The 14,424-nt window shown below is 35.2% G+C and carries 17 protein-coding genes; 10 read left to right on the plus strand and 7 right to left on the minus strand.

All coding sequences use genetic code 11. The annotated features are described in order from the left end of the window. Positions 1–131 precede the first annotated feature (131 nt). From HA152_RS02960 to HA152_RS02970, 3 genes are all read right to left on the minus strand, one after another. Complete coding sequence (locus tag HA152_RS02960; protein WP_209133408.1) at positions 132–1,703, minus strand: ferredoxin:protochlorophyllide reductase (ATP-dependent) subunit B; 1,572 nt, start codon at positions 1,701–1,703, stop codon at positions 132–134. A gap of 6 nt (positions 1,704–1,709) precedes the next feature. Beyond that, a complete protein-coding gene (locus HA152_RS02965; protein WP_209133411.1) occupies positions 1,710–2,966 on the minus strand; it encodes a ferredoxin:protochlorophyllide reductase (ATP-dependent) subunit N in 1,257 nt (418 codons plus the stop codon). Between the two features lie 157 nt (positions 2,967–3,123). Then, positions 3,124–3,492: a hypothetical protein gene (locus HA152_RS02970; RefSeq protein ID WP_209133413.1), complete on the minus strand. Its 369-nt coding sequence runs from the start codon at positions 3,490–3,492 to the stop codon at positions 3,124–3,126. A 96-nt stretch (positions 3,493–3,588) separates the two neighbouring features. Between HA152_RS02970 and HA152_RS02975 the strand changes: the two genes are divergently transcribed. Then, a complete protein-coding gene (locus tag HA152_RS02975) occupies positions 3,589–4,359 on the plus strand; it encodes a hypothetical protein (RefSeq protein ID WP_011818055.1) in 771 nt (256 codons plus the stop codon). Positions 4,360–4,366: 7 nt separating this feature from the next. On the opposite strand, the gene rdgB is transcribed toward HA152_RS02975, so the two are convergent. Further along, entirely contained in the window at positions 4,367–4,951 is a 585-nt protein-coding gene (rdgB, locus tag HA152_RS02980; RefSeq protein WP_209133423.1) for an RdgB/HAM1 family non-canonical purine NTP pyrophosphatase, read from the minus strand. A gap of 327 nt (positions 4,952–5,278) precedes the next feature. Between rdgB and HA152_RS02985 the strand changes: the two genes are divergently transcribed. From HA152_RS02985 to HA152_RS03020, 8 genes are all read left to right on the plus strand, one after another. Beyond that, entirely contained in the window at positions 5,279–5,590 is a 312-nt protein-coding gene (locus HA152_RS02985) for a BMC domain-containing protein (RefSeq protein ID WP_002807869.1), read from the plus strand. Positions 5,591–5,659: 69 nt separating this feature from the next. Further along, positions 5,660–7,075 (plus strand): form I ribulose bisphosphate carboxylase large subunit, encoded by a 1,416-nt coding sequence (locus HA152_RS02990; protein ID WP_002805854.1) that lies wholly within the window; start codon positions 5,660–5,662, stop codon positions 7,073–7,075. 93 nt (positions 7,076–7,168) lie between these two features. Next, the gene (locus HA152_RS02995; RefSeq protein WP_209133425.1) at positions 7,169–7,510 is read left to right on the plus strand and encodes a ribulose bisphosphate carboxylase small subunit; all 342 of its coding nucleotides are present in this window, start codon (positions 7,169–7,171) and stop codon (positions 7,508–7,510) included. Between the two features lie 81 nt (positions 7,511–7,591). After that, positions 7,592–9,889 (plus strand): carboxysome assembly protein CsoS2, encoded by a 2,298-nt coding sequence (csoS2, locus tag HA152_RS03000; protein WP_209133427.1) that lies wholly within the window; start codon positions 7,592–7,594, stop codon positions 9,887–9,889. 7 nt (positions 9,890–9,896) lie between these two features. Next, positions 9,897–11,426: a carboxysome shell carbonic anhydrase gene (locus HA152_RS03005; protein WP_209133429.1), complete on the plus strand. Its 1,530-nt coding sequence runs from the start codon at positions 9,897–9,899 to the stop codon at positions 11,424–11,426. A gap of 2 nt (positions 11,427–11,428) precedes the next feature. Next, complete coding sequence (locus HA152_RS03010; protein ID WP_002805244.1) at positions 11,429–11,680, plus strand: carboxysome peptide A; 252 nt, start codon at positions 11,429–11,431, stop codon at positions 11,678–11,680. A gap of 17 nt (positions 11,681–11,697) precedes the next feature. After that, on the plus strand, positions 11,698–11,946 hold the full coding sequence (locus tag HA152_RS03015) for a carboxysome peptide B (RefSeq protein WP_011376112.1): 249 nt from the start codon (positions 11,698–11,700) through the stop codon (positions 11,944–11,946). A gap of 74 nt (positions 11,947–12,020) precedes the next feature. Further along, positions 12,021–12,260 (plus strand): 4a-hydroxytetrahydrobiopterin dehydratase, encoded by a 240-nt coding sequence (locus HA152_RS03020; protein ID WP_209133431.1) that lies wholly within the window; start codon positions 12,021–12,023, stop codon positions 12,258–12,260. 6 nt (positions 12,261–12,266) lie between these two features. Here the strand turns inward: HA152_RS03020 and HA152_RS03025 are convergent, their stop codons facing one another. The 3 genes from HA152_RS03025 to gloB form a co-directional block, all read right to left on the minus strand. Next, positions 12,267–12,494: a DUF3136 domain-containing protein gene (locus tag HA152_RS03025; protein WP_011862573.1), complete on the minus strand. Its 228-nt coding sequence runs from the start codon at positions 12,492–12,494 to the stop codon at positions 12,267–12,269. A gap of 85 nt (positions 12,495–12,579) precedes the next feature. Next, positions 12,580–12,972 carry a Rid family detoxifying hydrolase gene (locus HA152_RS03030; RefSeq protein WP_209133434.1) on the minus strand — a complete coding sequence of 131 codons (393 nt, stop codon included), beginning with the start codon at positions 12,970–12,972 and terminating at the stop codon, positions 12,580–12,582. A gap of 24 nt (positions 12,973–12,996) precedes the next feature. Next, positions 12,997–13,737, minus strand: a complete 741-nt coding sequence (gene gloB / locus HA152_RS03035; protein ID WP_209133436.1) for a hydroxyacylglutathione hydrolase — start codon at positions 13,735–13,737, stop codon at positions 12,997–12,999. A gap of 40 nt (positions 13,738–13,777) precedes the next feature. Between gloB and hisG the strand changes: the two genes are divergently transcribed. Beyond that, positions 13,778–14,416, plus strand: a complete 639-nt coding sequence (gene hisG, locus HA152_RS03040; RefSeq protein WP_209133438.1) for an ATP phosphoribosyltransferase — start codon at positions 13,778–13,780, stop codon at positions 14,414–14,416. The last annotated feature ends 8 nt before the right edge of the window (positions 14,417–14,424 follow it).

Consider the following 14,424-nt stretch of genomic DNA (forward strand, 5'->3'; position numbering starts at 1 on the left):
TTTCTAAACAAATATGTATTTAATTGTATTAAAAGCATGAAATATGTTCTTATAACTGAATTTTTAGGATTAAATCTATTGGATTATGAGTGAAAATACTCATGACTTAATTATAGTTTATTAGTAATTAATTAACTGAAATATGCTTTAGCATCGTAAAGAGTTTCATCGCTTATCTCTGGTATTCCTCTCAAGATTGCGTATTTTTCAGTATTTGTTTTGACTTTACCTCTTACAAAAAATGGAACTTTTGTTAATTCAGCTCTACCAGATTCAGTCCAGATAATTCCTTCTTTACTATTTTTTTCTTTTTTTTCGTCGGAATTTAAAAAGTCCTTTGTGTTTGTCGCTGTATGCCCTAAATGGCTTTGATGGCCATCAATAAACTCAAAGTCATGTTTGAACATATCAATAAGATGCTCTTCTAATCCCATCATTAGAGGATGTACCCAGTCATCAAAAATCACATTTGCTCCTTCCCATCCCATTTGAGGGCTGTATCTCGCAGGAACATCTTGAACATGCATTGGAGTACTTATTACTGAGCATGGTATGCCGAGTCTTTTTGCACTATGCCTTTCCATTTGGGTCCCTAAAACTAGTTCAGGGGCTGCTTTTTTCATGGCATCTTCCACTTCTAGATAATTGTTGGTTATCAGAGCTTCTACATTTAGATCTTTTGCAGTAGCTCTTACTTGCCTGGCCATCTCTCTACTGTATGTTCCAAGACCAACTACTTCAAAACCCAATTCTTCCTTAGCAATTTTGGCTGCTGCAATTGCATGGGTTCCATCACCAAAAATAAAAACTCTTTTGCCAGTTAGATAATTTGAGTCAACTGATTTTGAGTACCAAGGCAGTTTTGATTTATTTTCTAATTCTTTTTTATTCGTCAAAGGAAGATCTAATTTCTTATGAACTTCATTTATAAATTCAATTGTATTTTTTATTCCAATTGGAATAGTATTTGTATATTCCATTCCGAAGTTCCGTTTAAGCCACTCACATGAGGTTTCAGCAATTTCCTGATAAAGACAGATATTTACTTCAGCATCAATTAGCCTTTTAATATCATTAGGACTAGCACCTAATGGAGCAACAACGTTTGTATCTATACCTTGTTCTGAAAGTATACGTTGAATTTCGATAACATCATCTCTACACCTAAATCCTAGCAATGAAGGGCCAAGTATATTTACTTTTGGTCTTCGCCCTAATTCCTTCCACCTTAAAGGATTTATTTTCTCTGAAGAACTTACTTTATCTTTTAAAAGGGTTCTTATTAATTGATAAAAGGTTTCTGAAGCTCCCCAATTCTCTTTCTTGCTATAAGCAGGTAATTCAAGATTAACAATTGGCATATCATACCCCATTCCCTTTGCAAGAGCTCCTGGTTGATCTTGGATTAGCTCTGCTGTACAACTTTCTCCAACTAAAAGAGTTTTTGGTTTAAATCGTTCTACTGCTTCCTTAATATTTTTCTTTACTAATTCAGCTGTATCTCCTCCTAAGTCTCTAGCCTGGAAAGTTGTATAAGTCACTGGAGGCCTTTGACCCCTCCTCTCAATCATTGTGAAGAGAAGATCTGCATATGTATCTCCTTGAGGGGCATGAAGCACATAATGTACATCTTTCATTGAAGAGGCAATTCTCATCGCACCGACATGTGGTGGTCCTTCATATGTCCATAGGGTTAATTCCATAGTCTATTAATGTGTTACTAAAGTTTTTGAAGTTAGTATTTGATTCCTTCTTAAAGGTTTGGAGAAGAGACCTGCCAAATCGGCAGCTTGATCAATACCATGAATTGGACTGAATACCATTTCTATCGACCACTTAGTACTAATTCCTTCCGCCTCTAGTGGGTTAGCTAAACCCATCCCGCAAACTACTAGGTCTGGATTAGATTCTCTTACTCGATCTAATTGTTTTTCTACATGTTGCCCTTCTACAATTTTTGTATTATCAGGCAATAAATTAATCTCTTCTTTCATTAAATCTTTATTTAGGTAAGGAGTGCCTACCTCTATAAGATCCATTTCGCACTCATTATGCAAAAATCTTGCCAAAGATATCTCCAGTTGCGATTCAGGAAGAAGAAATAATCTTTTCCCTTTAAGTATTTCTTTATGTGATTTAAGAGCAAGTTTTGCTCTATTAATTAAGGGCGAAATAATTTCATGAACTTTAAGTTCACTAATTTTGAATGCTTTCGCTGCAGCTAAAAACCATTCAGTACTTCCTTCGATACCAAGGGGAAATGGAGCCGAAATTATTTCACACCCACGATGTTTTAGGTCTCGAACGGTATCACTTAAATAAGGCTGAGTTAATAAAACTTTTGTATTTTTGCCAATCTTTGGTAATTCTGTTGATTGACGGGGTGGGAAGCTCTCAATATTTGAAATTCCTAAATTTCTAAAAATCTTTTTAAACCTATCCTCCACATTATTTGCAAGAGTCCCAACTAATAATAATTTCTCCTCATTTGATGACTCCATTAATGGAATTAAAGCTTTTAAGGCTCCATCCTCTCCTTGGGTAAAAGTTGTTTCTATCCCACTGCCAGAGTAATTAACGAATCTCACTTGACCTAAAAATCTTTTATTTAATTTCTCTGCGACAGTGGCAAGATCTAATTTGATTACCTCACTTGGACAAGATCCAACTAGAAAAAGAGTTTTTATTTCTGGTCTTCTCGCAATAAGATCATTTACTACTCGATCTAATTCTTCATGAGCGTCAGCAAGACCAGCAAGATCTTTTTCTTCAAGAATAGCTGTCCCAAATCTTGGCTCAGCAAAAATCATAACCCCAGCAGCGCTTTGAATTAAATGAGCACATGTCCTTGAGCCTACAACAAGAAAGAATGCATCAGGCATTCTTCTGTGGAGCCAGACTATTGAAGTTAACCCACAAAAAACTTCCCTAGGCCCAGTTTCCTTATTAAATTCAACTTTACTCATTAAAAACTTTCAATAGCTTATAATTCAAGCTTGCATAAACTTTTTAATTTAAGAAAGTAATTAATAAGTTCTCTTACAAAATGAACACATTTAAAAAACTTATATGAATGTTTAAATACTTAAATGGGAATTATGAAAAAAATTTTTGGGGCGTATTTTAATTCCTGTAGAAGGAATTTCCTTGACTTATTTTTGAAATCTTCCACACATTTCTAGCTATTTTCGTTGCTAATAATCCTGCTCTTTCTAACTTAGATTTCCCGGGCTTTGCCCCAATTAAAGCTGTCACTTCTGAAGTGGTTAAAGGTGCTCCAGTATTTATTGCTAATTGCGTTAACTCTAATCTGTCTCTAAGGTTCTTAAGATTTACTTTTTCAATTTTATCTTCTTCTAACCAAGTAAAAGATGGGTCTTTCTGAGCTAGTTTTTGCATCAAGCTTAGGCTAACTAATCCAAGAGTTTGATCAGGAGTTAATTCTTTTTCAGTCCCAGAAACATTTGGTTCTTTTTTTTGAGAAGTTCCCATAAAATTGCATATCTTTTCTTGAAGTTATCGTTTTGTGGGCAGCATGCAAGTAAATTTAATAGAAAAAATGAACCATTATCCGTTATAGTCGCGTGAATGGAACCAACTTCTAGTTTAAACAGAGGGGAACGAAAAAAAGGCAGTTCTCTTGTCACAGGATCTGAGGTGCAATCTCAGGCAAGTGGTGCAAGCTGTTTTATTACTACTGATTCAGAAAAGTCCTTGGTGTCCAGACAAGCAAGTCAAGTTGAGCAAATTGAGTTAAGAACATATGTTTTTTTGGATTCTCTTCAACCTCAATTAGCTGCATATATGGGGACGGTTAGTAGAGGTTTTTTACCTATACCAGGAGATTCATGCCTTTGGATGGAAGTTTCACCTGGGATGGCCGTGCACAGAGTCACTGACATTGCATTAAAAGCAAGTAATGTAAGACTTGGTCAGATGATTGTTGAAAGAGCATTTGGCTCTCTTGCTCTTTATCACAAAGATCAAAGTACTGTTTTACATTCTGGGGATGTTGTTCTAGATGCTATTGGAAGTGAAGTTAGAAAGAGAACTAAACCTTCAACAAGTTGGACAGAAGTTATTCGAGCTATTACTCCAGATCATGCTGTTTTAATAAATAGACAAAACAGAAGTGGATCAATGATTCAATCTGGAATGAGCATGTTCATATTAGAGACTGAACCGGCTGGGTATGTCTTAAAAGCAGCAAATGAAGCAGAAAAAGCATCAAATATAACTGTTGTAGATGTAAAGGCAGTTGGAGCTTTTGGTAGATTAACTTTAGCAGGGAAAGAAGGAGATGTAGAAGAAGCAGCTGCTGCTGCTATAAGAGCAATTGATGAAATTTCAAATTATTGAGAATTTTTTAATTTAAACCAATTTCTTTTTTTAGATAAGGTGACATGATTTTGGCAGCTTTACCCCTGCTTCCTAACTTACTTAGTTGTGATTGTGAGAGCTCTCCATAAACAGAGTTAGCTTCTTTTACCCAAAAAATAGAATCGAACTCCCCATTTGGATATTTTGGAGTCTTAAGAATTTCTCCCCAGCATATACCAGTTGTATCCTTCACTAAGTTTCCTGAGGGATCACATAAAACCATACAACTTATAAATCTTGCGCTCCTGTAAGGACTATCAGAAAGTTCATTAATTAATTTTTTAATTTTTTCAGCGTTGTTTTTGGCATATCGAGCAGAATATATGCCTGGTCGACCATCTAAGATATCCACTTCAAGCCCTGAATCGTCAGCTAATGCCCAAGTTTTTGTCTCTAAAGCGGCTGCTTTTGCCTTTAAAAGTGCATTCTCAAAATATGTGTTTCCAGTCTCTTCAATATTTAAATATTCTGGTTGCTTCTGAACTCTTAAAGACAAAACATCGAGCATTTCCGAAATTTCAGAAACTTTATTTTTGTTGCCACTCGCAATAGTTAAAATTGGATGGTTCAAAATAATAAATAAATTAATTGAGAATATTATCTTACTTCAAAGCTAGATACGGAGACAGGAAAGGTTGAACATTCCACACCTGTGTAGACAGGGCCTGTCTCGTACGGAAATAACATAATGTAAATTTTTTCTTAACACAACAGTATGTTTTGATGCACTAACTAATTTGCATAAGTATTGACATATCAATAGTACCAAGGGTGATAAGTTTAACTTATGAATGATAGAAAAAACATTAATGGAGATTTTATCGAAAACGCTTGACTTATAAGTACTTAATGAAGCATTCTTCGGATTGAACATTCCACATTTAGTAATTAGTAGACAATGGCTACAGAAACAATGGGTATCGCTCTCGGCATGATCGAGACACGCGGACTTGTACCTGCAATCGAAGCAGCTGATGCAATGACAAAGGCTGCAGAAGTTCGCCTTATTGGTCGTGAATTCGTAGGTGGCGGTTATGTCACAGTATTGGTTAGAGGCGAAACAGGCGCAGTTAACGCAGCTGTAAGAGCTGGTGCTGATGCTTGTGAAAGAGTTGGTGACGGTTTAGTTGCAGCTCACATTATTGCTCGTCCTCATAGAGAAGTTGAACCTGCTCTTGGTAACGGTGAATTTCTTGGTCAAAAGGACTAATTAAGTAAAGCAAAATTTATAAATTTTGCACAATAATTATTTTCCCTACACAGACCTAAATTTATCCTTATGAGTAAGAAGTATGATGCAGGGGTAAAGGAGTACAGAGATACCTACTGGACTCCTGAATATGTACCCCTAGACACCGATTTACTAGCCTGTTTCAAATGTACAGGTCAAGAAGGTGTCCCCAGAGAAGAAGTCGCAGCAGCTGTTGCCGCTGAATCTTCAACAGGTACTTGGTCAACAGTTTGGTCCGAGTTACTTACAGATTTAGAATTTTATAAAGGACGTTGTTATCGAATCGAAGACGTTCCTGGAGATCCTGAAGCTTTTTATGCTTTTATTGCATATCCTTTAGATCTTTTTGAAGAAGGTTCTATTACAAACGTATTAACATCTCTAGTAGGAAACGTTTTTGGATTTAAAGCTCTAAGACACCTACGTCTAGAAGATATTAGATTCCCAATCGCTTTCATCAAAACTTGCGGTGGTCCCCCAAATGGAATCGTAGTTGAAAGAGATCGTTTAAACAAATATGGAAGACCTCTTCTTGGTTGTACCATTAAACCTAAATTAGGATTATCTGGTAAAAACTATGGTCGAGTTGTATATGAGTGCCTTAGAGGTGGTCTTGATTTAACGAAGGATGACGAGAATATAAATTCTCAGCCATTCCAGCGTTGGAGAGAAAGATTTGAGTTTGTTGCAGAAGCAGTTAAGCTTGCTCAGCAAGAAACTGGAGAAGTTAAAGGTCACTACCTAAACTGTACTGCCAACACTCCTGAAGAACTTTACGAAAGAGCTGAATTTGCAAAAGAGCTAGATATGCCAATCATCATGCATGATTATATAACTGGCGGTTTTACTGCAAATACTGGATTAGCAAACTGGTGTCGTAAAAATGGCATGCTTCTACATATTCATAGAGCGATGCATGCTGTTATTGATAGACATCCAAAACACGGTATCCATTTCAGGGTTCTAGCAAAATGTTTGAGACTCTCCGGAGGAGATCAATTACATACTGGAACTGTTGTTGGAAAACTAGAAGGTGATCGTCAAACAACTCTTGGTTACATTGACAACTTAAGAGAGTCATTTGTTCCCGAAGATAGATCAAGAGGTAACTTCTTTGATCAAGATTGGGGTTCAATGCCAGGAGTATTTGCTGTCGCATCAGGTGGTATTCACGTATGGCATATGCCTGCACTCCTAGCAATTTTTGGAGATGATTCTTGTCTTCAGTTCGGTGGAGGAACACATGGTCATCCATGGGGTTCAGCTGCTGGAGCTGCAGCCAACAGAGTCGCTTTAGAAGCTTGCGTAAAAGCACGTAATGCTGGTCGCGAAATCGAAAAAGAGAGTAGAGACATTCTTATGGAAGCTGCTAAACACAGTCCTGAATTAGCTATTGCTCTTGAAACTTGGAAGGAAATTAAGTTTGAATTTGATACCGTCGACAAATTAGACGTTCAAGGTTAAACCAGATTTCAAAATTGAGGAGATTATTCTTCTCCTCAAACTTCTACAAATCTCGTTCTATTACGAGTAATTTCATTCACATTTAAATTAATTATGCCTTTCCAGAGCACAATAGGCGACTATCAAACAGTTGCAACCCTGGAAACATTCGGTTTCTTACCACCGATGACCCAGGAAGAGATATACGATCAAATTGCATACATAATTGCTCAAGGCTGGAGTCCTGTTATTGAGCATGTTCATCCTAGTGGAAGTATGCAAACTTATTGGTCTTATTGGAAGCTCCCATTCTTTGGGGAAAAAGATCTTAACTTGGTTGTAAGTGAATTAGAGGCATGTCATAGAGCATACCCTGATCACCATGTAAGAATCATCGGATACGATGCTTACACTCAAAGCCAAGGAACAGCTTTTGTAGTTTTCCAAGGACGTTAAATCTACTTTATGTAGTAAATATCTTTCTCCAAAAAATATTTTTGGAGAAAGTTTTTCAAAAGAGTTTCACATTTGAAGATTATGTCAAAAAAAACCAGTAGAGAGATTGCACTAGAAAGAAGAAAGGCGATGAGTGATAGCGGCAAAAAAGCTGCTGCTTATTCTTCAAATACTAAAGATAGAGTTCGGTCTTCTCAAGATATACAGATTTCTGGTACTCAGTCTTCTTCTAATAATCAAAATTTTTCTAAACCATCTACAAAACATATTCCAAAAACTCAGATAAATAAAAAGTCTTCTCCTACACATTTATCTAGTAAAGAGTTAGTAATAGAGAGAAGAAAAGCAATGTCTACCCATGGCAAATCAGCTATAACTTCATCCGATAGAACTCGTACTGATGTTAAAAAAGAAAGTCCTGTAAATACAGTCAAAACTACCACAAATAAAAATCAAGAAGTTCAAACTTCACATAATATAGAAATTAAAACATCAAAACCAAACGTTAAAAGAAGAATTAAACAGAAGAGAAAGCCTATTACTAATACAAGTAGAGATATTGTTTTGGCGAGAAGAGAAGCTCAATCTAAGCATGGTAAATCTGCAACTAAACAGAATACCAGTGCAGCTTCTTTAGCTAGAAGGGGAGACCCAGATTTAAGTAGTAGAGAAATTTCTCAGAGAGTGAGAGAGCTAAGAAGTAAAACTGGTGCCACAGGCAAAAAAGGTAATGGTAAATGTAGACCATGTGGTCCAAATAAAAATGGAGCCAAACAAAATATTGCTGATGCTAGCTGGAAAGTTGGTAAAAGTGAAACTGATTCAGGTCAATTAGTTACTGGAACACAAGCGAATAGATCTGTAAAAACTACAGGTAATGAAGCAAGTACATGCAGAACTGTAACTGGTACTCAATACATGGGAGCAGAAGTGATTGACCAATTTTGTCAAGATAGACCAAGTTATAAACAACCTCTTAGATCTACTGTTACCACTACAACATCAGGTAATAAAGTAACTGGAAATGAAGTCGGTAGATCAGAGAGGGTCACAGGTGATGAGCCAGGGACTTGTAAAAATCTTACAGGTACTGAATATGTATCTGCTAATCAATCACAGAAGTATTGTGGTGATGTTCCAAAAAATCCTTCAAAGGTTAAACATAGTACTACAACTGATGGATTAAAAGTATCTGGATCACTTCCGGGTAGATCAACTCTGGTTACTGGAGATGAATCAGGTTCTGGACATCAGTTAACTGGAGATCAATATCTTGGCTCAGAGCCAAATCCAAAAGGTAAAGCATTTGAAAAAGTAGGTAGTTATAACACTCTTAATGGGAATAATGTAACTGGTACTGGGGTAGGAAGATCAGACCATATGACAGGCAATGAACATGGGAGTTGCAAGAATGTAACTGGTGATGAGTACATAGGATCTCAACAATATGAGAAGTTTTGCGGTTCAAAACCAAAACCAGAAGCTAGAAAAGTAGGTTTAAGCCTTTCTTCAAAGTCAAATTTAATAAGCGGGACTATGACAGGACGATCAAAAATAGTAACTGGAGATGAACCAGGTTCATGCAAAGTGCTAACAGGAACACCATACGCAGGCTTAGATCAGATTAATGAGAATTGTAATAATGAAACTTCTGAAGATATGAAATCACGAGCAACAGTTAATTCTGGAAATAATTCAAATGCCAGACTTACAGGACAACAACCAGGCATTGGCGGAGTAATGACAGGTGCTAAGAAAGGTGCTTGTAAAAACCTAACAGGGACTCCTTATGTTGGTGGAGATCAGTTCTCACAAGCATGCGATAATTCTCCACATGATACTGCTTATGCGAATCCGGAAAAGTCATCAGGTAACCCTTGGAATGAATTCTCTGTTGAATCACCATCAAGAGACAAATATTCTGAAAAAAATACTCAAGGTGTTACGGGAAATAAATATGAAAATGGTTCAAAGGTAACAGGACCTTTTGATATGGCAGTTGATAAGGTCACTGGTACTGAAAAATTTAGATTTGAGCCGAATAAAAATATTACTTATAAACAAAAAATGGAAATTGAAGAGGCAGACCGTGCTGCAAAGACACCAGAAAAAAGAGTTGCATCAAGGATTACTGGTGAAGGACAATCAGTGGGAAACGTAACTGGTGATGATTGGGATCGCGGTGATAAGGTGACAGGTACAGAGGGAGCTTCTTCTAGAAAGCGAAATCCATCAAGAGCAGGATTTATGAGCGCAATGCCCCCTATGGAAGTTAAAAGAAATGAGGAAACAGAAAAACCAGATTTCTTGATAACTGGATCTAGTGGAAATACTCGTGAAGGACAACTTGTTACCTTTTCAGGTGGTGCAAGAGGTTAAGTAAATAATGCCTTTAAGAGGACTGGCTAAAGCCAAGAACTTCACATTGGGGCCAACCGCTCCAATGAAAACTTTTACTGAAAATATCCATAATCAAACTAAAAATTCAAATAATTTCCAAAATTCTGGAAAGTCTCATAAATTAACCAATAATATTCAAAATGAAAATCTATTTAGGTATGAAAGCAAAATAAAAAGTGATTTTGACGAAATTGTTCCAACTCTCAAGGAAATTGCTCGAATTCAACATCACGAAGATTTTATAAATAAGGCTCAGAAAATATCAAGAAAAAATTTAGGAATAGATTTACCCCTCCATGTATTAGATAAATCTTGGGTTAAGCCTCTTGATATGAGAGCTTTATATGCATGGTGTGCTTTTAAACAGCATGAGAAACTTAGCGACAATTTTTTTAACAATGATCCACTTGAAGGTGCTGCTGGAAGTAGGGATGCGGAAGATTTTGAAAAATTTCTCTTAGATTGTGGAATTCATTTACTTGATATAACTCCTTGTTCAGATGGAAGATTAGCTCATTCAGTTGCTTATGTAATGAGAATACCTTTTAGTTCCGTAAGAAGAAGATCCCATGCTGGAGCACTCTTTGATATTGAAAATACTGTTAATCGATGGGTAAAAACTGAACATAAAAGATATAGAGAGAATGTTCCTAATGAAGCTCATAAAGATACCAGGTACTTAAAAGTTGTAACTTATCATTTTAGTTCAGTAGATCCTTTACATCAGGGATGCGCAGCTCATGGGAGTAATGACGAGTTAGCTGCAGCAGAAGGTAGAAATAAATTATATGCTTTCAAAGAGGCTGTAGAGAATAGCTTTTGCTGCGGAGCTTCTGTGGATTTAATGTTAATTGGACTTGATACAGACACTGATTCATTGAAAATACATTTATCAACTAGTGATGGCGGTATAGATTTAGAAAAAACTATTTCTACATTAGAAATTTATAATTCAACAATAAACTTTTCAAAAGAGGATGCGGAAAGAGAAATTTGCCAGACAATTTCTAATCAATCTTCAAAAGATAAACTCAGTGGACTGGAAAAATTTACGTATAAATTAATTGTCAATAATATTTCTCAAATTGATTATGTTAAGAGTTTTCATAATGGTTCTTATGAAGATATTGGACATGCAGAGAGGTTTATTGGAGTAGGTATAGGTTTCAAAGAAGTACATCTCAGAAATTTAACTTATTTTGCTCATTTAGATACAGTCGAAGAAGGGGCTCCAGATTTAGATGTAGGAGTGAAGATTTTTACTGGATTAAATGTTTCTCAAGATCTACCTATTCCGGTAGTAATAAGATTTGATTACTCTGGAAAAGTACCCGGCGCAAAAGAGAGGGCAATAAATGATTGTGAAAGAGTTAATAATGCGATATCAATTAGATATAAAAATTTAGTTGATCAAGGTTTGTTACATACTTGCTCTACTATTAGAGATAGGGACAACATTCATTCCGCCCAAATTATTGGAATGTCTTTAGATAAAAAAACAGAGGAGGCTCACTAATTATGTTAATTTGCAAGGTTGTAAAACCACTTGTTTCTACCAATAGGATTCCTGGTTTTGAACATAAACATCTGCAGGTTGTATTAGATGGTTCTTCTAATAAAGTTGCAGTTGATGCTGTTGGCTGTAAGCCAGGAGATTGGGTGATTTGTGTTGGAAGTTCTGCTGCTAGAGAAGCTGCAGGTAGTAAATCTTATCCAAGCGATTTAACGATTGTTGGAATTATTGATCATTGGGATCCTGACAAGTCATAAAAAGGAGGATATAAATTGTGGAAATTATGAAGGTATTAGGAAGGATGGTATGCACTCAAAGAGTCGCTGGCTTAGGTCATATGAATTTACGAATTTTAGAAAATAATAAAGGAAAGAAATTAGTTGCAGTTGATCCTGTTGGAGCTAGAGAAGGTAATTGGGTTTTTACTGCTAGTGGCTCTGCCGCTAGGTTTGCATGCCCTAATCCAGAAGTTCAAACCGATTTAACAATTGGCGGTATTATTGATTATTGGGAGAGTGACTAAGAATTTTATCTTCAAAAATTTATTGATAAACTTTGTTGAAGGTATAGTGTAATTAGTCTTGTATAAAGAATGTAATGTGGCAAGAAAGAGAATCACCTTTGAGGATTGAAAAAAGATTTGAATTTGATCAATACTCAAAAATTAGTAAATTCATGGGGGAAATTGAGAAATTATGTAAAGAAAGGGATATCTATCCAAATATCAGCTTCGGAAAGAATTTTGTAAGTCTTTCAATATTTTTAGACAATAAAGAAATATCGGACAAGGAAAAAGACTTTTCAATGGATATTGATAAATTTTATTTAGAAGATTAGTCTTTTTTAATAATTATTTGGCTTTGCAATATCTCTTTTGATAAGAGCCATTAAATATGTTGGTGCTTTATATCTACCAGGTAGACATCTATTTAAAGTTTCAAGATGACTCCAACACACTGTCTTTTCTATATCTTTAACTGAGTTTCCTTTTAAAATTAATAGTCTAAGAGCTTTGCAAAATAAAGGATAACCTGCTTCTAGTTCATCTATATTAAGCTTTGCTGCTGACATAGATCAAAGATGAATTATCAACTAATAATCTATACAACTATGGTGCACAATTGGTTCATATTTCAAATTTCTCAATAATTAGAAATTAATCTAGAAATGCGACGCAATCTATTTCAACTAAAACTCCTTTTGGAAGAGATGAAACTTCCACACAGGCCCTTGCTGGAGGATTCTCAATATTAAAAAAATCACTATATATTTTGTTGACAATTTGAAAATTACTTAAGTCCGTTAAGTAAATAGTTGTTTTTATTACATCATCTATTTTGGCTCCACCAGCTTTAAGAACTTCTGCGAGATTTTTTAAAACTTGAATAGTTTCCTTTTCTATATCACCTAAACATGTTATTTCATTTAAAGCTGGGTCTATAGCAATTTGACCAGAACAATAGATAAAATCCCCAGCTTTTATTGCTTGATTATAAGGTCCAACTGGATCTGGAGCATTTGGTGTTTTAATTACTTGTTTGGGGGACATTTGTTTAAGAAGTTACCTATCTATTTAAACCCATAAATCTTTATTTGCTCTTAAAAAAGTAAATTCTTCTAAATTTTTTGCTCTTAAGAAAAGGTTTATTTTCATCTCTTCATCAAGTAAAAATGGAATTGTCAATTCATTAAGAGAAATTTTTCTTTCAACTTCCGAAAGTTTATTTTTTATATCTTGATCTTCTGGCCTGAGATTCAATGCCCACAATATATTTGCCTTTGTATATTCATGTGCACAATATATGAGAGTATTTTGTGGTAAAGATTTGATTCTTTCTAGTGAAGAATACATTTGTTGATAAGTTCCCTCAAAAATTCTTCCACAGCCTCCAGAAAATAATGTGTCACCAATAAAAAGAACAGGATTTTCTCCATCCAAAAAGAAGGCAATATGTGAGCTTGTATGTCCTAATACTTCAATTATTTTTACTTCTTCACCTAAAATACTCAAAGTTTCTCCATCCTCTACAGATACATTTTGAAAAGGTATTCGCTTTTTTTCTTTAGAAGAAGCAATCACTTTTACATTTGGCCATCTTTCAATAAGAGTCTTCGTCCCTCCAATATGATCTGAATGATGATGAGTTTGCAAAATAGCTTCTAAGTGAAAATTGTTTTCATTTATATATTTAACAACTGGTTCGTGAACAGATGGATCTACAACCACAACTGATTTATCTTTTACCAACAACCAAATGACGTTATCACTTAAAACTCTAAGTCCGATTATATTTCGAGCTTTATTAAATTCCATTGTTAACTTAGAATGAAGAATCCTTGGAAGAAATTGATCTATGTTTACTATAGCTTTACCAAAAGGAGCTCTGTTAAAAGATTCAATTTCAACTTTTAAAAGAGCTGGGTTAGATTTCTCAGATGCGTTGGACGAAAATAATAGATCATTAACCTTTGAATCAAATTGCAAACGGGCAAAAGCTTTGTTAGTAAGAAATGGAGATGTGCCTGTTTATGTAAGTTATGGTCAGGCTGATATGGGTATTGTTGGGTATGACGTTTTACGAGAATCTGAATTAAAAGTGGCAAAGTTATTAGATTTAGGATTTGGTGGTTGTCATATGTCGTTGGCGGTTAAGAAAAATAGCAATTATTCAAAACCAACTGATCTTCCAGCGAATTGTAAAGTAGCAAGTAAATTTATTAAAACAGCAAGATCTTATTTTGAAGAATTAAATATTCCTGTAGAAATAGTTCATTTGACAGGATCAGTCGAGCTTGGTCCTATTACAGGTATGGCAGAAGCAATAGTTGATTTGGTTGCAACCGGAAAGACTCTTAAAGAGAATGGTTTAATTAAAATAGATGATCTTTATTACTCGACTGCAAGACTAATTGGAAATCCTTTATCTATGAGGTTAGATGATAATCATCTCAGAGATACTATTTTATCAATAGAATCAACTAATGCTTTATAGAAGATTAG

The sequence above is a fragment of the Prochlorococcus marinus XMU1412 genome (assembly GCF_017696315.1).
Classification (GTDB): domain Bacteria; phylum Cyanobacteriota; class Cyanobacteriia; order PCC-6307; family Cyanobiaceae; genus Prochlorococcus_A; species Prochlorococcus_A marinus_AF.